This is a genomic window from Streptomyces sp. NPDC043952, from assembly GCF_056435325.1.
The window spans coordinates 41458-64219 of the sequence record NZ_JBWKES010000031.1 but is presented as its reverse complement, the minus strand read 5'-3'; the positions used below and the strand labels follow the sequence as shown (position 1 = coordinate 64219).

Below are 22762 nucleotides of genomic sequence, written 5' to 3'. Positions count from 1 at the left end.
TCTGCCGATTTTGGAGACTCAATGATCCCGTTGTCGTTCGCGCAGCGTCGGCTGTGGTTCGTGGACCGGTTCGAAGGCCCTTCGCCGACCTACAACGGTGCGTTCGCCTTGCGGCTGACCGGTGAGCTGGACGCGGAAGCGCTGGGAGCGGCGCTCCGCGATGTCATCGACCGCCACGAGGTGCTGCGGACGGTGATCGTCGAGGACGACGCCGGCGTGCCGCACCAGCGGGTACTCGCCGCCGGGGAGCAGCCGTTCGAGCTGCCCGTCGTGGAGGTCGCGGAGCAGGACCGGGCCGCCGCCGTCGACGAGGTGGCCACCCGGACCTTCGACCTGGCCGCCGACGCGCCGATCCGCGCCCGGCTGGTGCGCTGCGGACCAGCCGACCACACCCTGGTCGTCGTGGCCCACCACATCGCCGTGGACGGCGAGTCCTTCGGGCCGCTGTTCCGCGACCTCACCACGGCCTACGCGGCCCGCCGTGAGGGCGGCGCCCCGGCGTGGGAGCCGCTGCCGGTGCAGTACGCGGACTACACCCTGTGGCAGCGGGACGTGCTCGGCGACGAGTCCGACCCCGAGAGCCTGTCGGCCCGGCAACTGGCCTACTGGCGCGAGGCGCTGGCCGACCTGCCGCAGCCGCTGGACCTGCCCACGGACCGCCCGCGCCCGCGGGTGATGAGCCCCGACGGGGACCGGGTCAGGTTCACCCTCGAACCCGGACTCCTCGGCGCGGTGGAGAAGCTGGCCGCGGACCAGGACACGACGGTGTCGATGGTCATGCACGCGGCGCTCGCGGTACTGCTGCACCACCTCGGCTGCGGTGACGACGTGTCCATCGGCGCGCCGATCACGGACCGCACCGACGAGGAACTGCGCGACCTCGTCGGCTTCTTCGTCAACACCTGGGTGCTCCGCGTCGACCTCGCCGGCAACCCGAGCTTCCGCCGGCTGCTCCGCCAGGTGCGGGACCGCTCCCTGGCCGCGTACGAGAACCAGGACATGCCCTTCGAGCGGCTCGTGGAGCTGCTCAACCCCGACCGCTCCACCGCCTACAACCCGTTCTTCCAGGTCATGCTCTCCTGGCAGCCGCCGGTGCCGGACCTGGAACTCCCCGGACTCGGCGTCCGCACCGAGCGCCTGGAGACCGGGACCGCCAAGTTCGACCTGTTCTTCGACCTGCTCCCGGACAACTCGGGCGGCGCGCAGTGCCGTCTGGAGTACGCCACCAGCCTCTTCGACCGGACCACGGCCGAGAGCATCGCGCAGCGCTTCGTCCGGGTGCTCGGCCGGCTCGTCGCCGACGCAGACCACGCGATCGGCACCGTCGACGTGCTCGACACCGCCGAACGGGAGCAGCTGGTCGCCGGGTTCGACGACACCGCGGCGGCCGTGCCCGAACTGACGGTTCCGGAGCTGTTCGAACTCCAGGTCGCCCGTACCCCGGACGCCCCGGCGCTCGTGTGCGACGACCGTACGGTGACGTACCGGGAGCTCGACGACCGGGCGAACGCCGTCGCCTGGGAGCTGATCCGGCGCGGTGCCGGACCGGAGGACCTGGTGGTGCTGGCGCTGCCCCGCACCGAGGACCTGGTGGCCGGCCTGCTCGGCATCCTCAAGTCCGGCGCCGGATACCTGCCGGTGGACCCGCAGTACCTCGCCGGACGCGCCGAGAGCGTGCTGTCCGAGGCACGCCCGCGGTTCGCGGTCACCGACACCGCGACCTCGCGGGAGCTGCCGGCCAACGACATGTCGTGCGTCGACCTCGACCACCGCGCGGACTGGGACACCCCGCGCGGGGCTCCGGGCGACGCGGACCGGACCGCGCCGCTGGCCCCGGACAACCTGGCGTACGTGATGTACACCTCCGGCTCCACGGGCAAGCCGAAGGGCGCGGCGATCGCCCACCGCAACATCGTCAACGGCGTGCGGGAGCTGGCGCGCGTCCTCGACGCCCCGCCCGGCTGGCGGATGCTGGCCGGCACCTCGGTGAACTTCGACGTCTCCGTCTTCGAGCTGCTGACCACCCTGTCCACCGGTGGCACCGCCGAGGTGGTGCCCAACGCGCTGGCCCTCGCCGAACGCGACGGCTGGCACGGCCAGGTGCTCAGCGGCGTCCCCTCGGTGCTCGGCGAACTCGTCGGCCACCTGGACAAGACCACCGGCATCCGCACGGTCGTCTTCGCGGGCGACGTGCTCCCGGCCCGGCTGGTACGGCAGGTGCGCGAGGCGCTGCCCGGCGCGCAGATCGTCAACTCCTACGGCCAGAGCGAGAGTTTCTACGCCACCACGTTCTCCCTCGGCGCCGGGCAGGAGTGGCCGGAGAGCGAGGTCGCGCCCATCGGCACCCCGCTGGGCAACATGCGCGCCTACGTGCTCGGCCCGTCACTCGCCCCGGTGCCGCGGGGCGTGATCGGCGAGCTGTACGTGGCCGGCACCTGCCTGGGCCGCGGCTACCACGACCGCCCGGACCTGACCGCCGAGCGCTATGTGGCGAACCCGTTCGGCCCCGCCGGCGAGCGGATGTACCGCACGGGCGATCTGGCCCGCTGGAACGCGCACGGTCAGCTGGAGTGCGTCGGCCGCGCCGACGGCCAGGTGAAGGTGCGCGGCTTCCGCATCGAGACGGCGGAGGTCGAAGCGGCGATCACCCGCCACCCCGGCATCAGCGAGGCCGTGGTGATCAGCCGCGAGGTGCCCTCGGGCGGACGGCGGCTCGTCGCCTACGTGGTGCACACCGGCGAGGGAGCCGTCGGTGACGACGGCGCCGGCGGCATCGGCGACGTGGACGTGCAGTCCGGCGCCTCCGCCGCCGAACTCCGCAAGTTCGTCGCGGCCCGGCTGCCCGACTACATGGTGCCGGCGGCCTTCGTGGTCCTCGGCCGGCTGCCGCTCGGACCGACCGGCAAGCTGGACCGCAAGGCGCTGCCCGAACCGGAGTTCCTGGGCGAGAGCTACCGCGAGCCGCGCACCGAGACCGAGAAGATCATCACCGCCGCCTACGCGGACGTGCTCGGCGTGGAACGGGTCGGCATCGACGACGACTTCTTCGCGGTGGGCGGCGACAGCCTGCGCTCCATCCAGGTGGTGGCGCGGGTGCGGGCCCTCGGCCTGACTCTCACCACCCGTGAGATCTTCGAGTGCCGCACCGCGGCACGGCTGGCCGAGGCGGCCGCCGACCGCCGCGACCAGGCGCCGGTCCTCGCCGAGGACGAGCGCGGCGGCGTCGGCCCGATGCCGCTCCAGCCGGTGGCCCGGCAGGTCTTCGAACACGGCGGCGGCATCGACCGGTTCGCCATGTCGATGGTGCTGGAGCTGCCCGCGGGCATCGACACGGACGGACTCGCCGCCACGCTCGACGCCGTACTCGACCGGCACGACCTGCTGCGCGCCCGGCTGGTGCGGGACGGCGAGCTCTGCCTCGTCGTACGGGAAAAGGGCGCCGTACGGGCCGCGGACCTCATCCACCGGGTCGACTGCGACGGCCGCTGGGACGAGCCGGCGTCGCTCCGGGCGGCGCAGGCGGAGCTGGAGGCGTCGCTCGGGCGGCTCGACCCGGCAGCCGGGACGGTGGCCGACTTCGTCTGGTTCGCCGCCGGCTCCGGCGCGGGCCGGCTGCTGGTCGTCCTCCACCACTTGGTGGTGGACGGAGTGTCCTGGCGGATCCTGATGTCGGACTTCGCCGAGGCCTGGCAGCAGGTCCGCGCGGGCCGGACGCCCGAGCTGCCCGCGGTCGGCACCTCGGCCCGCCGCTGGGCCGCGGCCCTGGCGGACGAGGCGCTCTCACCTGAGCGGGAGGCGGAGCTGACGTACTGGCGGGACCTGCTGGAGGCGTCCGACCCGCCCCTGGGCACGCGCGCGTTCGACCCGGAGACGGACGTGTGGTCCACCGTCGACACCGTGCGCGTCGAGCTGCCCGCCGACGTCACCGAGGCGGTGCTGACCACGCTCCCCGCCGCGTTCAAAGGCACCGGGACGGACGTCCTGCTCGCCGCCCTCGCCCTCGCCGTGAACCGGTGGGGCGGTGACCGCTCGACCCTGGTCCGGCTGGAGGGGCACGGCCGTGCGGAGGACATCGTCCCCGGCGCCGACCTCTCCCGGACCGTCGGCTGGTTCACCAGCATGTACCCGGCCCGCGTCGACGTACGGGGCGTGGACCTGGCCGACGTGCTCGCGGGCGGCCCCGCGGCCGGCCAGGCGGTCAAGCGGGTCAAGGAGCAGCTGCGCGGCGTCCCGGACAAGGGCATGGGATACGCGCTGCTGCGCTGGCTCAACCCCGAGACCGCCGAACAACTCGCCGACCTTCCGGTGCCCCAGATCGGGTTCAACTACCTCGGCCGGATCTCCGGCACCGACATACCCGAGCACCTGCGCGCCGACGGGTGGGGGCCCACGAACTGGTCCGCCGAGCTGATCGCGCTGCCCGACCCGGACCTGCCCGCGCTGTCCGCGCTGGAGGTCAACTCGGTCGCCACGGACACCGCCGACGGCACCCGGCTCCAGGCCGCCCTCATGTTCGCCACGGGGCTGCTGACCCGCGAGCGGGCCGCCGAACTCGCCCGGCTGTGGGTCGAGGTGCTGCACGGCATGGCCGCCTACGCCACGGGCCCGCAGATCGGCGGGCTCACGCCCTCGGACGCCCCGCTGGTCACGGTGCGGCAGGACGAGATCGAGACCTGGGAGCAGCGCTACGGCCGGCTGGCCGAGGTGTGGCCGCAGGCACCGGGGCAGTCCGGCATCCAGTTCCAGGCCGCGCTCGCCGACGGCACTTTCGACGTCTACCACATGCAGTTCGTGCTGCACCTGTCCGGCCATGTGGACCCGGAGCGCATGCGGGCGGCCGGACAGGCACTGCTGGAGCGGTACCCGAACCTGCGCTCCGCGTTCCTCGCCTCGGCCGACGGCGACCCCGTCCAGGTCGTGGCGGAACACGTCGCCCTGCCCTGGCGGCACCTGGACCTGACCGGCCGCAGCGAGGCCGAGCAGGACGCGGCGCTCGACACCGCGCTGGCCGACGACCGGGCCGACCAGCTCGACCCCACCCGGCCGCCGCTGTTCCGTCTGGCCCTGCTCACCTGCGGGCCGCAGCGGGCGAAGCTCGTCATCACGGCGCACCACACCCTGTTCGACGGCTGGTCCTCACCGCTGGTCATCACGGACCTGATCCGGCTGTACGCCGGTACCGGGGAACTCGCCCCGGTCCGCGGCTACGGCGACTACCTGGCCTGGCTGACCGCACAGGACCGCAAGGCGTCGGCCGCCCGGTGGGCCGCCGAGCTGGAGGGATTCGAGCAGCCGACCCTGGTGGCCCCGAACCCGCCGGTCAAGGAGGAGGCGTCCTCCCTCGGCCGGATCGAGGTGCCGTGGTCGATCGACCAGGGGCGCGAACTCTCCCGCCGCGCCGCGGAACTCGGGGTCACCCTCAACACGCTCCTGCAAGGCGCCTGGGCGATCCTGCTCGCGAAGCTGACGGGGCAGCAGGACGTGGTGTTCGGCGCCGCTGTCAACGGCCGCCCCGCCGAGCTGACCGGATCGGACGAGATGGTCGGCCTGTTCATCAACACCCTGCCGATCAGGGCACTGTGCCGGCCGAACGACAGCGTCGCCGCCGTGATCACCGAACTCCAGCGGCGGCAGACCGCGCTCCTCGACCACCACTACTACGGGCTGGCCGACATTCAGCGCAGTGTCGGGCTGCCCGCCCTGTTCGACACGATCGTCGTCTTCGAGAACTACCCGATCGACCGCGCGGGAATGGTCGATGCCAACACCGACGCGGGCTTCGCGATCGACGCCATCCGGCCGTTCGCCGGCTCGCACTACCCGCTCACCCTCAACTCCTCCGACCCGTATCTGCGGCTCTCCCTCGACTACCAGAAGAACCTGTACGAGCGTGCCGACGCCGAAGTGATCGCCGCCCGGCTCGTGCGGGTGCTGGAGCAGATACTCGCCGACCCGCACACACCGGTCGGTGCGGTCGAGGTGCTGGCGGCGCGGGAACGCGACTGGTTGGTGCGGCAGGTCAACGACACCGCGCACCCGGTGGCCGCACACACGCTGCCGGCCGCGTTCGAGGCCCGGGTGGACCGCGACCCCGACCGTGTCGCCCTGATCGGCGAGCAGCAGACGCTGACCTACGGCGAGTTCAACCGGCGGGCCAACCGGCTGGCGCACTGGCTGCTCGAACGGGGCGCGGGCCCCGAGCAGCTGATCGCGGTCAGGATCCCCCGCTCCGTCGACCTGCTGGTGGCGATCTACGCCGTCGTCAAGGCCGGCGCGGCCTATGTGCCGGTGGACCCGGAGCTGCCCGAGGACCGGGTACGGCACGTGCTGGACAGCGCGCGGCCGCTGCTGGTGCTCGACGAGACGCTCCCCGACGTGTCCGGGTACCCGGAGACGAACCCGGAGCGTCAGCTGTCCCCGGACAGCGCCGCGTACGTCATCTACACCTCGGGTTCCACCGGCGGCCCCAAGGGCGTACTGGTGGCGCACCGGTCGATCATGAACCGGCTGGCGTGGGGTCTGGCGCACTTCGGCGTCGGGGCCGAGGACCGGGTGCTGCTGAGCACGACGGCGAGCTTCGACGTGTCGGTGCCGGAGCTGTTCGCGCCGCTCCAGGCCGGCGCCGCCATCGTCATCGCCCGCCCCGACGGCCGCCGCGACCCCGCCTACCTGGCCGAGCTGATCCGCCGGGAGCGGGTCACCGGCGCGGACTTCGTGCCCTCCCTGCTGGAGGCGTTCCTCGACGAGCCCGCCGCCAAGGAGTGCACCGGGCTGCGCTGGATCGAGGTCGCGGGCGAGGCGTTCCCGCCGGCGCTCGCCAACAAGGCGGTCGAGGTGCTGCCGAACTGCCAGGTGCACAACCTCTACGGGCCCACCGAGGCATCGGTCGAGGTCACGGCCTATCAGCACGTGCCGGGCGCGGACCGGGTGCCGATCGGCGCACCGATCTGGAACACCCAGGTGTACGTCCTGGACGCGGCCCTGCGCCCGGTCGCGCCCGGCGTCACCGGTGAGCTGTACCTCGCCGGCACCGGGCTCGCGCGGGGCTACCTGGGGCAGCCGGGGCTGACCGCGAACCGGTTCGTCGCCTGCCCCTACGGCGCGCCCGGCACCCGGATGTACCGCACCGGCGACGTCGTACGGTGGAACCAGAACGGCCAGGTCGAGTACATCGGGCGGGCCGACTTCCAGGTCAAGGTCCGCGGGTTCCGCATCGAACTCGGCGAGATCGAGCAGGCGCTGGCCGCGCACCCGGACGTCGACGGCGCCGTGGCCGTGGTGCGCGAGGACCGCCCCGGCGACCAGCGGCTGGTCGCGTACGTGGTGCCGGTCAAGGGGAAGACGGACGCCGAGCTGGACCTCACGGCCCTGACGGACCAGGTCCGGGAGCACCTGCCGGAGTACATGGTGCCCTCGGCGATCATGCCGCTCGCCGCGCTGCCCACGACACCGAGCGGCAAGCTCGACCGCAAGGCCCTGCCCGCGCCGGACCACGGCACCGAGGCCGGCACCGGACGAGGGCCGCGCAATCACACCGAGGAAGTCCTCTGCCGGCTGTTCGCGGACCTGCTCGACCTGCCGGAGGTCGGCATCGACGTCGGCTTCTTCACCCACGGCGGGCATTCGCTGCTGGCCACCCGGCTGGTCGGCCGCATCCGCAACGAGCTGAACGCCGACGTGAAGGTCACGACCGTGTTCCGCAATCCGACCGTCGCCCAGCTGGCGGCCCGGATCGAGGAGCAGGCCCCGTCGAACCGCCCCCGGCTGCGTCCCCGGCTGGGCCAGATGAACGTTGAGGAGACGCGTCGATGATCCCCCTGTCCTTCGCCCAGCGCCGGCTGTGGTTCCTCCACCGACTGGAGGGCCCGACCGCCACCTACAACATCCCGTTCGTGATGCGCCTGGAAGGGCCGCTCGACACGGCGGCCCTGGCCGCGGCCGTGGGAGACGTCGCCACCCGGCACGAGACCCTGCGCACCCTGGTCGCCGAGAACGCGGACGGCACACCGGAGCAGCGCGTGCTGCCCCCGCAGGAGGCCGCCATCCCGTTCCGCGTGGTCGACGTCGCCCCGGACGAGGTGGACGCCGCCCTGCGTGAGGCGCTCGGCCAGGGCTTCGAACTGGACACCGAACTGCCGCTGCGGGCCACGGTGTTCCGGCTCTCGCGGCAGGAGCACCTGCTGGTGTTCGTGTTCCACCACATCGCGGCGGACGGCTCCTCGATGGGCCCGTTCGTCCGGGACCTGGTGTCGGCGTACTCGGCCCGCCACAGCGGCGACGCGCCGCGGTGGGAGCCGCTCCCGGTGCAGTACAAGGACTACACGCTGTGGCAGCGGCAGCTGCTCGGCGAGGAGGGCGACCCGGACAGCGTCGCCGCCTCCCAGCTCGCCTACTGGCGCGAGGAACTGGCCGGGGTGCCGCAGCCGGTGCAACTGCCGCTGGACCGGCCGCGCCCCACCGTGGCCGGCCACGAAGGCGGTCACGTCGAGTTCCTCCTCGCGCCCGACCTGGTCGCCGGGCTCGGCAAACTGGCCGCCGACCGCGGCGCCACGGTCCCGATGGTCGCCCAGGCCGCGCTCGCGGTGCTGCTGAACAAGCTGGGCGGCGGCGAGGACCTCACGGTCGGCAGCCCGATCGAGGGACGCACCGACGAGGCCCTGGCCGAACTGGTCGGGTTCTTCGTCAACACCTGGGTGCTGCGCGCCGACCTGTCGCGCAACCCGTCGTTCGGCCGGCTCGTGGAGCACACACGGGACAAGGCCCTCGCCGCGTACGACAACCAGGACGTGCCGTTCGAGTGGCTGGTGGAACTGCTCAACCCGGATCGCTCCACCTCGTACCAGCCGCTGTTCCAGGTCATGCTGGCCTGGCAGTTCGTCTGGTCGGAGCTGCGGATGCCGGGGCTGCGGGTCACCCCCGTACCGGTGGGCACCGACACCGCGAAGTTCGACCTGTTCTTCAACATCGTCCCGGACGCCACCGGGCGCGCGCACGGCCGCCTCGAGTACGCGGTGGAACTCTTCGACCACGCCACGGCCGTCAGCATCGTCGACCGGTTCGTGCGCATCCTGGAGCAGGTCGTCGCCGATCCGGACGTACGCCTCGGGGACGTCGACGTGCTCGGCGCGGACGAGCGGCGGTGGCTGCTGGGTACGGCGAACGACACGGCCGAGCCGGTTTGGGGCGCGGACGTCGTGGCGGCGGTCGCCCGGCACGCCGAGGCCGCCCCGGCGGCGACCGCCGTGGTGTGCGGCGACGAGTCGCTGACGTTCGGGGAGCTGGAGGCGCGGGCCAACCGGCTGGCGCACTGGCTGATCGGGCGTGGGGTGCGGCAGGAGTCGCTGGTTGCCGTCTGCCTGCCGCGGTCGGTGGAGCTGATCGTCGCGTTGCTGGCGGTGCAGAAGGCGGGCGGTGCCTACGTCCCGATCGATCCGGATCATCCTCGGTCGCGGATCGACTACATCCTGGAGGACGCGGCGCCGGTGCTGGTCCTGGACGCCGAGATGCTGGCCGGCGCGGAGGTCTCCGCGCTCCCGGAGTCGGCTCCGGCTTCCGGCGTCTCGCCGCAGAACACCGCGTACGTGATCTATACGTCGGGTTCGACGGGCCGGCCGAAGGGTGTGGCGGTGCCGCACGGCGCGCTGGCGAACTTCCTTGCGACGATGGGTCGTCGGGTGCCGTTGTCGCCGTCGGACCGGTGGCTGGCGGTGACCACGGTGTCGTTCGACATCGCGGGTCTTGAGCTGTACCTGCCGCTCCTCTCGGGCGCGGCCGCGGTGCTCGCGGACAAGGACACCGTCACCGACCCGTCGGCCGTAGCTGCGGCCATGCGCCGCCACGAGGTCACCGTCGCACAGGCCACCCCCGCCTTCTGGCAGATGCTGCTCATGCACGAGCCGAACGCCGTGAAGGGCCTGCGGATCCTGGTCGGCGGCGAAGCCCTGCCGGCCCGGCTGGCCGAGACGCTGGCCGACCAGGCCGCCGAAGTGCTCAACATGTACGGCCCGACCGAGACGACCATCTGGTCGACCATGGCGCCCGTCGAGGCCGGTACGAGCGTGGCGATCGGTTCGCCGATCGGCAACACGCAGGTGTTCGTGCTGGATTCGCGGCTGCGTCCGGTCCCGCGCGGGGTGCAGGGCGAGCTGTACATCGCGGGTGACGGTCTGGCCCGTGGCTATCAGGGTCGTCCTGGTCTGACGTCGGAGCGGTTCGTGGCCTGCCCGTTCGGTGCGTCCGGGGCGCGGATGTACCGCACGGGTGACCTGGTGCGGTGGGGCCGGGACGGCCGCCTTGAGTACATCGGGCGCACCGACTTCCAGGTCAAGGTGCGCGGTTTCCGTATCGAGCTGGGCGAGATCGAGAACGTGCTCGCCTCGCATCCGGGCGTCGCGCAGGCCGTGGTCGTCGTACGCGAGGACCAGGAGGACGACAAGCGCATCGTCGGCTACGTGGTGCCCGAGCCGGACGCCGCGCTCACGGACACCGAGGCCCAGGTGGACGAGTGGCGCCAGGTCTACGACGACAGTTACCTCGCGTCCGAGGACGAGGCGCTGGGCGACGACTTCGACCTGTGGAAGTCCTCGTACGACGGCGAGCCGATCCCGCTGGAGCAGATGCGGGAGTGGCAGGACGCCGCGGTGGCGCTGGTGCTGGAGTCCGAGCCCCGGCGGGTGCTGGAGATCGGTGTCGGTTCCGGTCTGCTGATGGCGAAGATCGTCGGCCAGGTCGAGGAGTTCTGGGGCACCGACCTGTCCGCCCCCGTCGTGGACCGCGTGCGCGCGCAGGCCGAGGCGGCGGGGTACGGCGACCGGGTGCACCTGAGTGCGCAGCCCGCCGACGACGTCTCCGGACTGCCCAGGGCCGCGTTCGACGTCGTGGTGATCAACTCGGTCATCCAGTACTTCCCCGGCGTCGACTACCTGGACCGGGTGCTGGACCAGGCTTTGGAGCTGGTGGCGCCCGGCGGGCGGCTCATCGTCGGTGACGTCCGCAACGCCACCACGCTGCGGCTGCTGCTCACCGCGATGCAGCGGGCCGCCCAGCCGCACGCGTCCTACGACGAACTGCGGACACTGGTGGAGAAGGCGCTGCTCGCCGAGCGCGAACTGGTCGTCGCGCCCGAGTGGTTCACCGAGTGGGCGCAAGGTCGGTCGCTCGGCGTGGACATCCGGCTGAAGACCGGGACCGCGCACAACGAGCTGACCCGGCACCGCTACGAGGTCGTCCTGCACAAGGAACCCGCCGGCCTGCTCGACCTGACCGCGATCCCCGCGGTGCCGTGGAGCGGACAGGTGTCCGACCTCGTCGAACTGGGCCGGCACGTGGACCGGGCGGGCCCCACACGGGTGCGCGGGATACCCAACGCCCGCCTGACCGAGGAGGCCGGCCTCGCCGTCACGGCCCAGGTTCTCGACCCGGTGTCCCTGGCCGCCCGACCGGCCGACCCCGAGGAACTGCGCCGGCTGGCGCTGGAACACGGCTGGGAAGCGGTGACCACCTGGTCCGGCGAGGACCCGCGCTGCTTCGACCTGGTGCTGCTGCCCCGGCAGCGGGCCGGGCAGTGCATCACCGGCGCGTTCGTGGCCGGCGGTGCGGGCGGCCGGATCCGGGCGAACAACCCCGGCCTGGCCAAGGCGATCGGTCCGCTGCTCGCCGCGCTGCCCGAGCACCTGCGCGGGCGGCTGCCCGAGTACATGGTGCCCACTGCCGTCGTACCGCTCTCGCAGATCCCGCTGACCCCGAACGGCAAGCTCAACCGGCGGATGCTGCCGCCGCCCGACTACGCGCAGGTGTCGACCGGCCGGGCGCCGCGCAACGAGCGCGAGCGGCTGTTCTGCGAGCTGTTCGCCGAGGTGCTCGGCCTCGCCGCGGTCGGTGTCGACGACGACTACTTCGCGCTCGGCGGGGACAGCATCCGCTCCATCCAGGTCGTCGCCCGCGCCAAGACCCGCGGCGAAGAGGTCAGCGTGCGGGAGATCTTCGAGTACCGCACGGTCGCCCGGCTCGCCGAACTGCTCGACGCACGGGACGAGGAGAGCTCGGCCCTGGCCGAACTGCCGGGCGGCGGCACCGGCTGGGCCCCGCTCCCGCCGACGGCCGCGGGCGCCCTCGCCCTCGACGGCGGCGGCGACGCGCACTCCACCTCCATGGTGCTCACCCTGCCCGCGGACACCGACCGCGCCGAACTGCTCGCCGCGGTGCGGGCCGTGCTGGACCAGCACGACGCGCTGCGCGCCCGGCTCGACCGGGCGCAGCCGGGTCTGCGGATCGAGCCGTCCGGCACGGTGGACGCCGAAACGCTGCTGCGGGAGATCCGCTGCACCGCCGCCGACGGTGACCGCGTGGCCGCCGAAGCCGACGCCGCGGCCCTCCGACTGGACCCGGCCGCGGGCGTCATGGCGCAGTTCGTCCGGCTCACCTCCGACACCGGCGAGGACCGGCTGCTGATCGTCGTACACCGCCTGGTCATGGACCGGGTGTCCTGGCGGATCCTGGTCCCGGACCTGGTCCGCGCCTGGCAGCAGGCGCGCGCCGGACAGACCCCGGTGCTGCCGCGGGTGGGCACCTCGTTCCGCCGGTGGGCGCACGCCCTGGCCGACGAGGCCGCCGACCCGCGGCGCAAGGCCGAAATACCCTGGTGGCAGCGGGAGTTGCGCACCGACGAGCCCCCGCTCGGCGCCCGCGAGGCGGACCACGCGGGCGAGGGCGCCATCGTGGACTCGGTACGGGTCCAGGTGCCGGCCGAGGTCGCGGACACCCTGCTGAACCTGCTGCCCGCGGTGTTCCGCGCCGGTGCCGAGGACGGGCTGCTCACCGGACTGGCGCTGGCGCTGATGCGCTGGCGCGAACTGCGCGGCCTGCCGGCGTCGTCCGCGCTGGTCCGGCTCGAAGGGCAGGACCGGGACGAACACCTGGTGCCCGGCGCCGACCTGTCCCGGACGATCGGCCCGCTCACCACGGTCTTCCCGGCCCGTCTCGACCTGGCCGGCATCGACGTGGCGGACGCGTTCGCCGGCGGCGGGGCCGCCGGCCGTGCGCTCAAGACCGTCAAGGAGCAGCTGCGGGCGGTGCCCGACCACGGCACCGGCTACGGCCTGCTGCGCTACCTCGACCCGGAGAGTGCCCGTGAGTTCACCGGCGACCGGGAACCGCGGATCGGGTTCGCCTACCACGGCGGGTCCGCGTCCGCGGAACTCCCCGCGGACCTGCGCGGCCTGGGCTGGGAGCCGGACGCGGCCCACCGGGACCTGCTCGCCGGGCCGGACCTGCACCGGCCGGTGCAGGCCGCGCTGGAGATCGACGCGGTGGTCACCGCCACCCCGGAGGGCGACCGGCTGGCCGCCGACTTCGGCTTCCCCACCGGTGTGCTCTCCCGTGACGAGGTGACCGAAGTGGCCGGGCTGTGGGTCGAGGCGCTGACCGGGCTGGCCCGGCACGCCGCGTCCGCCGACGCCGGCGGGCTCACCCCGTCCGACGCACCGCTGGTCGCGGTGGGCCAGGACGAGATCGATGCCTGGCAGGACCGGTTCGGCCGCCTGGCCGAGGTCTGGCCGGTGACCCCGGCCCAGTCCGGACTGCTGTTCCATGCGATGCTGGCCGGGGCCGAGTTCGACGTCTACCACATGCAGCTGGTGTTCCATCTCGCGGGCGAGACCGACCCGGAGCGTATGCACCGGGCCGGGCAGGCGCTGCTCGGGCGCTACACCAACCTCCGCGCGGCCTTCGTCAACTCGGCGGACGGCGACGTGGTGTCGGTGGTGCCCGAGACGGTGGCGCTGCCGTGGCAGCACCTGGACCTGACCGGGCTCGCCGAGGCGGAGCGGGTCGAGACGTTCGAGCGCTTCCTCGTCGAGGACCGGGCCACCCACTTCGACGTGGGCACTCCGCCGCTGATCCGGCTGGCGCTGGTCGTCCTCGAACCGGACCGGGCCGAGCTGGTGCTGACCGCCCATCACGTGCTGTTCGACGGCTGGTCCACGCCGCTGCTGATGCGGGACCTGCTGCTGCTGTACGCGGCCGACGGTGACGCGTCCGGGATGCCCCCGGCCCGTGACTTCGGCGAGTTCCTGACCTGGCGCGCCCGGCACGACCACGAGGAGTCCGCCCGCGCCTGGGCGGCCGAGCTCGAAGGGGTGGAGGAGCCCACCCTGCTCGTGCCGCGCGCCACCGCACGGCACGACTCCGGCGGCGTCGGAAACCTCGACGTGGCGATCGAGGACATGAACGGCCTGCTGCACCGGGCCGCGGAACTCGGCGTCACGGTGAACACCCTGGTGCAGGGCGCCTGGGGCGTGATGCTCGCCAACCTCACCGGGCGGTCCGACATCGTGTTCGGCGCCACCGTCGCCGGCCGTCCGGCGGCCTTCATCGACGCCGACGACATGGTCGGCCTGTTCATCAACACCATCCCGGTGCGGGTGCGCTGCGCATGGCGGAGCACCTTCGCCGAACTGCTCGCCGAACTCCAGAGCCGGCAGGTCGCGCTGCTGGATCACCACCACCACAGTCTGGTGGAGATCCAGCAGGCCACCGGGCTGAGCACCCTCTTCGACACGCTGGTGCTGTTCGAGTCCTTCCCGGTCGACCGCGAGGCCATCGTCGAGGCCAACTCGGAGGCCGGTGTGGCCATCACCGGGCTACGGCCGTTCGCCGGGTCGCACTACCCGGTCACCCTGGCCGCCGCCTCCGAACCGGAGGTGCAGTTCGCCCTCCAGTACCAGCAGGACCTCCTGGACGCGGACACGGCCGCCGACATCGTCGACCGGTTCGTGCGCATCCTGGAGCAGGTCGTCGCCGATCCGGGCGTGCGCGTCGGTGACCTCGACGTGCTCGGTGCGGACGAGCGGCGGTGGCTGCTGGGTACGGCGAACGACACGGTGGAGCCGACGCTGGAGCCGGGTCTGCTGGAGGCGGTGGCCCGGTGGGCGCGGTCGGCTCCGGACGCTCTGGCGGTGATCGGTGAGGGTGAGTCGCTGACGTTCGGGGAGTTGGAGGCGCGGGCCAACCGGCTGGCGCACTGGCTGATCGGGCGTGGGGTGCGGCAGGAGTCGCTGGTTGCGGTGTGTCTGCCGCGGTCGGTGGAGCTGATCGTCGCGTTGCTGGCGGTGCAGAAGGCGGGCGGTGCCTACGTCCCGATCGATCCGGATCATCCTCGGTCGCGGATCGACTACATCCTGGAGGACGCGGCGCCGGTGCTGGTCCTGGACGCCGAGATGCTGGCCGGCGCGGAGGTCTCCGCGCTCCCGGAGTCGGCTCCGGCTTCCGGCGTCTCGCCGCAGAACACCGCGTACGTGATCTATACGTCGGGTTCGACGGGCCGGCCGAAGGGTGTGGCGGTGCCGCACGGCGCGCTGGCGAACTTCCTTGCGACGATGGGTCGTCGGGTGCCGTTGTCGCCGTCGGACCGGTGGCTGGCGGTGACCACGGTGTCGTTCGACATCGCGGGTCTTGAGCTGTACCTGCCGCTGATCTCCGGTGCGGCCGTCGTGCTCGCGGGCAAGGACACCATCGCCCAGCCCTCGGCCGTCATGGCGGCACTGCGCCGACATGAGGTCACCGTCGTACAGGCCACCCCCGCCTTCTGGCAGATGCTGCTCATGGACGAGCCGAACGGCGCGAAGGATCTGCGGATCCTGGTCGGCGGCGAGGCCCTGCCCGCGCAACTGGCCGGGACACTCGCCGGCCAGGCCGCCGAAGTGCTCAACATGTACGGCCCGACCGAGACCACGATCTGGTCGACGAGCGCGGCCATCGAGCCCGGAACGGACGCCCCTCCGATCGGTTCGCCGATCGGCAACACGCAGGTGTTCGTGTTGGATTCGCGGCTGCGTCCGGTCCCGCGGGGGGTGCAGGGCGAGCTGTACATCGCGGGTGATGGTCTGGCCCGTGGCTATCAGGGTCGTCCTGGTCTGACGTCGGAGCGGTTCGTGGCCTGCCCCTTCGGACCGGCTGGCGCCCGGATGTACCGCACGGGTGACCTGGTGCGGTGGGGCCGGGACGGCCGCCTTGAGTACATCGGGCGCACCGACTTCCAGGTCAAGGTGCGCGGTTTCCGTATCGAGCTGGGCGAGATCGAGAACGTACTGGCCTCGCATCCGGGCGTCGCGCAGGCCGTGGTCGTCGTACGCGAGGACCAGGAGGACGACAAGCGCGTCATCGGCTATGTCGTCCCCGAGCCGGACGCCGCGCTCGCCGAGGCCGATGCCCAGGTGGACGAATGGCAGCAGGTCTACGACGACAGCTACACGGAGTCCAGGGACCAGGCCTGGGGCGAGGACTTCCAGCTGTGGCGGTCCACCTACGACGGCGTCCCGATCCCGCTGGAGCAGATGCGGGAGTGGCGGGACACGGCGGTGGCGCTGGTGCTGGAGTCCGCGCCCCGGCGGGTGCTGGAGATCGGTGTCGGTTCCGGTCTGCTGATGGCGAAGATCGTCGGCCAGGTCGAGGAGTTCTGGGGCACGGACCTGTCCGCCCCCGTCGTGGACCGGGTCCGCGCCCAGGCCGAGCAGAACGGCTTCGGCGATCGCGTGCACCTGAGTGCCCAGCCCGCCGACGATGTCTCCGGACTGCCCAGGGCCGCGTTCGACACGGTCCTCCTGAACTCGGTGATCCAGTACTTCCCCGGCGTCGACTACCTGGACCGGGTGCTGGACCAGGCTTTGGAGCTGGTGGCGCCCGGCGGGCGGCTGATCGTCGGTGACGTCCGCAACGCCACCACGCTGCGGCTGCTGCTGACGGCGGTCCAGCGCACCGCCCAGCCGCACGCCTCGCCCGAGGAGTTGCGGACGCTGGTGGAGAAGGCGCTGCTCGCCGAGCGCGAACTGGTCGTCGCGCCCGAGTGGTTCACCGAGTGGGCGCAAGGCCGGTCGCTCGGCGTGGACATCCGGCTGAAGTCCGGGACGGCGCACAATGAGCTGACCCGGCACCGCTACGAGGTCGTCCTGCACAAGGAACCCGCCGGCCTGCTCGACCTGACCGCGGCTTCAGGGCTGCCCTGGGGCCGGGAGATCCCCGACCTCGCGGGCCTCGCCCACCGCCTCGACCGCGCCGGCGACGACCCGGTGCGGGTGACCGGGATACCCAACGCCCGGCTGACCGAGGAGGCCGCGGCCGCCGCCACGGCGGGCGTGCCGAGCCCGGCCGCCCCGTCCGGCCGGCCCGTCGACCCGGAGGAGCTGCTGCTCTGGGCGCGACGGCACGGCAGGGCGGCGGTCCTCACCCCCTCCGGCGAGGCCGTCCACGCCTTCGACGCGGTACTGCTGTCCGGGGAAAGCGCCGTCACCGGGGCGTTCGTGCCCAGCGGCGTGGCCGGCCGGACGCGGGCCAACAACCCCGGACTCTCCCGGACCATCGGCCCGCTCCTCGCCGAACTCCCCGCATACCTGCGCGGACGGCTGCCCGAGTACATGGTCCCGGCCACGGTCGTCCCCCTGTCGGAGATCCCGCTCACCCCCAACGGCAAGCTCAACCGACGGGTGCTGCCGCCGCCCGACTACGCGCAGGTGTCGACCGGCCGGGCGCCGCGCAACGAGCGCGAGGAGAACTTCTGCGCGCTGTTCGCGGAAGTGCTCGGTCTCGGCCGGGTCGGCATCGACGACGACTTCTTCGCCTTCGGCGGTCACTCGCTCCTGGCCACCCGGCTGATCAGCCGAGCACGTGCCGAGATGGGCATCGAAATACCTGTCCGAAAGATCTTCGACTTGCCGACGCCGGCCGCGCTCGCCGCGTGGTCGGAGGAATCGGCGGCCGCACCTCGCCGTCCCGGTTTGCGCAAGATGATCGTAGAGGAGTAACGACCATGATCCCGCTGTCATTTGCGCAGCGTCGTATGTGGCTCCTTCAGCAACTGGAGGAGGCCGCCGAAACCTACAACATGTCGGCGGCGTTCCGGCTGACCGGGTCCCTGGACATCAACGCCCTCGAAGCGGCGCTCGGCGATGTGCTCGACCGGCACGAGATCCTGCGCACCGTCTACCCGACGGACGCCGACGGCGAGCCCTTCCAGAAGATCCTCCCGGCGGCGGACGCGGCGCCGGCTCTGCCGGTGGTCGACGTGACCCCCGACGCGGTGTCCGCCGCCATCGACGAGGTCATCTCGCACCAGTTCGACCTGGCGGCCGAGATCCCGCTGCGGGCGACCGTCTTCCGCTGCTCCCCCGAGGAGCACGTGCTCGCCCTGGTGATCCACCACATCGCCATGGACGGCAGCTCGGGCGCGCCGCTCGCCCGTGACCTGGCCGACGCCTATACCGCCCGCCGCGGCGGGCAGGCGCCCCGGTGGGAGCCGCTGCCCGTGCAGTACAAGGACTACACGCTGTGGCAGCGCGAGGTGCTCGGCGACCCGGCGGACCCGGGCAGCCTCGCCGCGGCGCAGGTCGAGTACTGGCGCTCGGAGCTGGCCGGCGTCCCGCAGCCGCTCCGCCTGCCGCTGGACCGCCCGCGGCCCGCGGAGGCGGACCCGCACGGCGACACGGTCGACCTCGTCGTGGAGCCGCGGGTGGCGGCCAGGCTGGAGAAGCTGGCCACCGCGCGCGGGATGACCATGTCGATGGTCCTCCAGGCCGCCCTCGCGGTGCTGCTGCGCAAGCTCGGCGGCGGGGACGACGTGACCATCGGCAGCCCGATCGCCGGCCGTACCGACGAGGCGCTCGCCGACCTCGTCGGATTCTTCGTCAACACCCTGGTGCTGCGCGTCGACCTCGCCGGCGACCCGGCGTTCACCGACCTGCTCGCGCAGGTGCGGAACAAGGCACTGGCGGCCTACGAGCACCAGGACGTGCCGTTCGAGGTGCTGGTCGAGTCGATCAACCCGGACCGCTCGGCGGCCTACCAGCCGCTGTTCCAGGTGATGTTCGCCTGGCAGAACTACGAGAAGCGGGACCTCGAACTGCCCGGCCTGGACGTGCAGTTCGAGCAGGCCATCACCTCGACCGTGAAGTTCGACCTGTTCTTCAGCATCGCCGCCGACGACACGGGGGCGCTGCGCGGCGACATCCAGTACTCGACCCAGCTGTTCGACCGGGACACGGCCGAGGCCATCGCCGCCCGGTTCGTGCGCGTCCTGGAGCAGGTCGTCGCCGATCCGGGTGTGTGCGTCGGGGACGTCGACGTGGTGGACGCGGGGGAGCGCGACTGGCTGCTGGCCGATCTGAACGACACGGCCGAGCCGGTTTGGGGCGCGGACGTCGTGGCGGCGGTCGCCCGGCACGCCGAGGCCGCCCCGGCGGCGACCGCCGTGGTGTGCGGCGACGAGTCGCTGACGTTCGGGGAGCTGGAGGCGCGGGCCAACCGGCTGGCGCACTGGCTGATCGGGCGTGGGGTGCGGCAGGAGTCGCTGGTTGCGGTGTGTCTGCCGCGGTCGGTGGAGCTGATCGTCGCGTTGCTGGCGGTGCAGAAGGCGGGCGGTGCGTATGTGCCGATCGATCCGGATCATCCGCGGTCGCGGATCGACTACATCCTGGAGGACGCGGCGCCGGTGCTGGTCCTGGACGCCGAGGCGTTGTCCGGCGCGGAGCTGGCCGGGTTCCCGGAGTCGGCTCCGGGCGTGGTCGTACGGTCGCAGAGCACGGCGTATGTGATCTATACGTCGGGTTCGACGGGCCGGCCGAAGGGTGTGGCGGTGCCGCACGGCGCGCTGGCGAACTTCCTTGCGACGATGGGTCGTCGGGTGCCGTTGTCGCCGTCGGACCGGTGGCTGGCGGTGACCACGGTGTCGTTCGACATCGCGGGTCTTGAGCTGTACCTGCCGCTGATCTCCGGTGCGGCCGTGATCCTCGCGGGCAAGGACGTCGTCGCCGAGCCGTCGGCCGTGCTCGACGTGGTGCGCCGGCACGAGGTCACCGTCGTACAGGCCACCCCCGCGTTCTGGCAGATGCTGGTGATGCACGAGCCGAACGCCGCGAAGGGCCTGCGGATCCTGGTCGGCGGCGAGGCCCTGCCGGCCCGGCTGGCCGAGACGCTGGCCGACCAGGCCGTCGAGGTCTTCAACATGTACGGCCCGACCGAGACGACCATCTGGTCGACCACGGCGGCCGTGAAGGTGGGCGAAGGCGTCCCGCCGATCGGTTCGCCGATCGGCAACACGCAGGTGTTCGTGCTGGATTCGCGGCTGCGTCCGGTCCCGCGGGGGGTGCAGGGCGAGCTGTACATCGCGGGTGACGGTCTGGCCCGTGGCTATCAGGGACGTTCCGGTCTGACGTCGGAGCGGTTCGTGGCCTGCCCCTTCGGACCGGCTGGCGCCCGGATGTACCGCACCGGTGACCTGGTGCGGTGGGGCCGGGACGGCCGCCTTGAGTACATCGGGCGCACCGACTTCCAGGTCAAGGTGCGCGGTTTCCGTATCGAGCTGGGCGAGATCGAGAACGTACTGGCCTCGCATCCGGGCGTCGCGCAGGCCGTGGTCGTCGTACGCGACCAGCAGGACGACAAGCGCATCGTCGGCTATGTCGTCCCCGAACCGCAGTCCGGGGCGGCCGACGCGGGTGCCCAGGTGGACGAGTGGCGCCAGGTCTACGACGACAGTTACCTCGCGTCCGAGGACGAGGCGCTGGGCGACGACTTCGACCTGTGGAAGTCCTCGTACGACGGTGAGCCGATCCCGCTGGAGCAGATGCGGGAGTGGCAGGACGCCGCGGTGGCGCTGGTGCTGGAGTCCGCGCCCCGGCGGGTGCTGGAGATCGGTGTCGGTTCCGGTCTGCTGATGGCGAAGATCGTCGGCCAGGTCGAGGAGTTCTGGGGCACCGACCTGTCCGCCCCCGTCGTGGACCGGGTCCGCGCCCAGGCCGAGGCGGCGGGGTACGGCGACCGGGTGCACCTGAGTGCGCAGCCCGCCGACGATGTCTCCGGACTGCCCAGGGCCGCGTTCGACACGGTCCTCCTGAACTCGGTGATCCAGTACTTCCCCGGCGTCGACTACCTGGACCGGGTGCTGGACCAGGCTTTGGAGCTGGTGGCGCCCGGCGGGCGGCTGATCGTCGGTGACGTCCGCAACGCCACCACGCTGCGGCTGCTGCTGACGGCGGTCCAGCGCACCGCCCAGCCGCACGCCTCGCCCGAGGAGTTGCGGACGCTGGTGGAGAAGGCGCTGCTCGCCGAGCGCGAACTGGTCGTCGCACCCGAGTGGTTCACCGAGTGGGCGCAAGGCCGGTCGCTCGGCGTGGACATCCGGCTCAAGTCCGGGACCGCGCACAACGAGCTGACCCGGCACCGCTACGAGGTCGTCCTGCACAAGGAGCCCGCCGGCCTGCTCGACCTGACCGCGGTGCCGACGGTCGCGTGGGGGCGCGACGTGTACGAACTCACCGACCTCCAGCGCCGCGCCGACCGGGTGGACGGCCCGCTGCGGGTGACCGGGATACCCAACGCCCGGCTGACCGAGGAGGCCGCCGCGACCGTCGCGGCCGATCTGCTGCCCCAGGCGTCTCTGGCCGGCCGGCCGGTCGACCCGCAGGAAGTCCTCCAGTGGGCCGGCGAGCACGGCAGGGCGGCGGTCCTCACCCCCTCGGGCGAGGCCGTCCACGCCTTCGACGCGGTGCTGCTGTCCGGGGAACGCGCCGTCACGGGGGCGTTCGTGCCCAGCGGCGTGGCCGGCCGGACGCGGGCCAACAACCCCGGACTCTCCCGGACCATCGGCCCGCTCCTCGCCGAACTCCCCGCATACCTGCGCGGACGGCTGCCCGAGTACATGGTCCCGGCCACGGTCGTCCCCCTGTCGGAGATCCCGCTCACCCCCAACGGCAAGCTCAACCGACGGGCCCTGCCGTCCGACCAGGCGAGCACCGAGGGCAGCCGGGAGCCGCGCAACGCCCACGAGGAGACGCTGTGCGCCATCTTCGGCGAGCTGCTCGGCCTGCCCAGCGTCGGCATCGACGACGACTTCTTCGCGCTCGGCGGCCACTCTCTGCTGGCCACCCGGCTCAGCGCCCGCATCCGCGGCCACTTCGACATCGACGTGCCGCTCCGGACGATCATCCAGTACCCGACCGTGGGCCAGCTGGCCGCGCTGATGCTCGCCAACAACATCCCCGCCGAACACGCCGACCCGTTCGCGGTCGTCCTGCCGCTGAACAGTGCGGCGGACAAGCCTCCGCTGTGGTTCTTCCACACGGGCGGCGGGCTGAGCTGGGCGTACTTCAGCTTCCTGCCGTTCCTTGAGGACTGGGCGGTCTACGCCCTCCAGGCTCGTGGCTGTGGCGGCTCGGGCACACTGCCGGCATCCATGGAGGAGATGGTCGACGACTACGTCGACGAGATGTTCAAGGTCCAGCCCGAGGGGCCCTTCCACCTGATCGGCTGGTCCTACGGCGGCACGCTCGGGCACGCCGTCGCGGCGCGGCTGGAGGAGCGCGGGCACCGGGTCGCCTTCCTGGCGATCCTGGACTCCGAGCCGGCGAACGAGTTCAAGATCCTCGCCGGCCGCAGCCGCTCGGACTATCGAGTCGAACTCGAGGAGTTCTTTAGCCAGTACATGAACACTGGCAACCAGGAGCAGTTCCTCGACGCCATGTCGCGGGTGCTGGCCAACAACATGACCCTCATGTCGCAGTACGAGTCACCGGTCTTCCATGGAGATGTCCTGTATTTCAACGCGGAGTTGAAGCCCGAGGGCTCGTGGTCGCACCTGTGGCGGCCGTACGTCCGCGGTGCCATCGAGGTGCACGACATCCACGCCACGCACTACGACATGTACATGCCCGAGCCTGCCGCCGAAGTCTTCGAGGTCATCAACCGCAAGCTGGCGAAGTACCTGAAGGAGGTGTAG

At 72.2% G+C, this 22762-nt stretch carries 3 protein-coding genes; all 3 read left to right on the top strand.

The window, feature by feature from the left end:
* Positions 1–21 precede the first annotated feature (21 nt).
* Genes AC069R_RS27055 through AC069R_RS27045 form a run of 3 tightly spaced genes read left to right on the top strand, consistent with a single transcriptional unit; the run spans position 22 to position 22762 of the window.
* Positions 22–7812 carry an amino acid adenylation domain-containing protein gene (locus AC069R_RS27055; protein ID WP_478769400.1) on the top strand — a complete coding sequence of 2597 codons (7791 nt, stop codon included), beginning with the start codon at positions 22–24 and terminating at the stop codon, positions 7810–7812.
* Complete coding sequence (locus AC069R_RS27050; protein ID WP_478769399.1) at positions 7809–17795, top strand: amino acid adenylation domain-containing protein; 9987 nt, start codon at positions 7809–7811, stop codon at positions 17793–17795. The genes AC069R_RS27055 and AC069R_RS27050 overlap by 4 nt, the downstream gene beginning before the upstream one ends.
* Before the next feature lie 5 nt (positions 17796–17800).
* Positions 17801–22762: a non-ribosomal peptide synthetase gene (locus AC069R_RS27045; RefSeq protein WP_478769398.1), complete on the top strand. Its 4962-nt coding sequence runs from the start codon at positions 17801–17803 to the stop codon at positions 22760–22762.

Bases quoted from the DNA above. Each gene is read 5' to 3' on its own strand.
- AC069R_RS27055 (WP_478769400.1), top strand. From the start codon at position 22: ATGATCCCGTTGTCGTTCGCGCAGCGTCGGCTGTGGTTCGTGGACCGG.
- AC069R_RS27050 (WP_478769399.1), top strand. From the start codon at position 7,809: ATGATCCCCCTGTCCTTCGCCCAGCGCCGGCTGTGGTTCCTCCACCGA.
- AC069R_RS27045 (WP_478769398.1), top strand. From the start codon at position 17,801: ATGATCCCGCTGTCATTTGCGCAGCGTCGTATGTGGCTCCTTCAGCAA.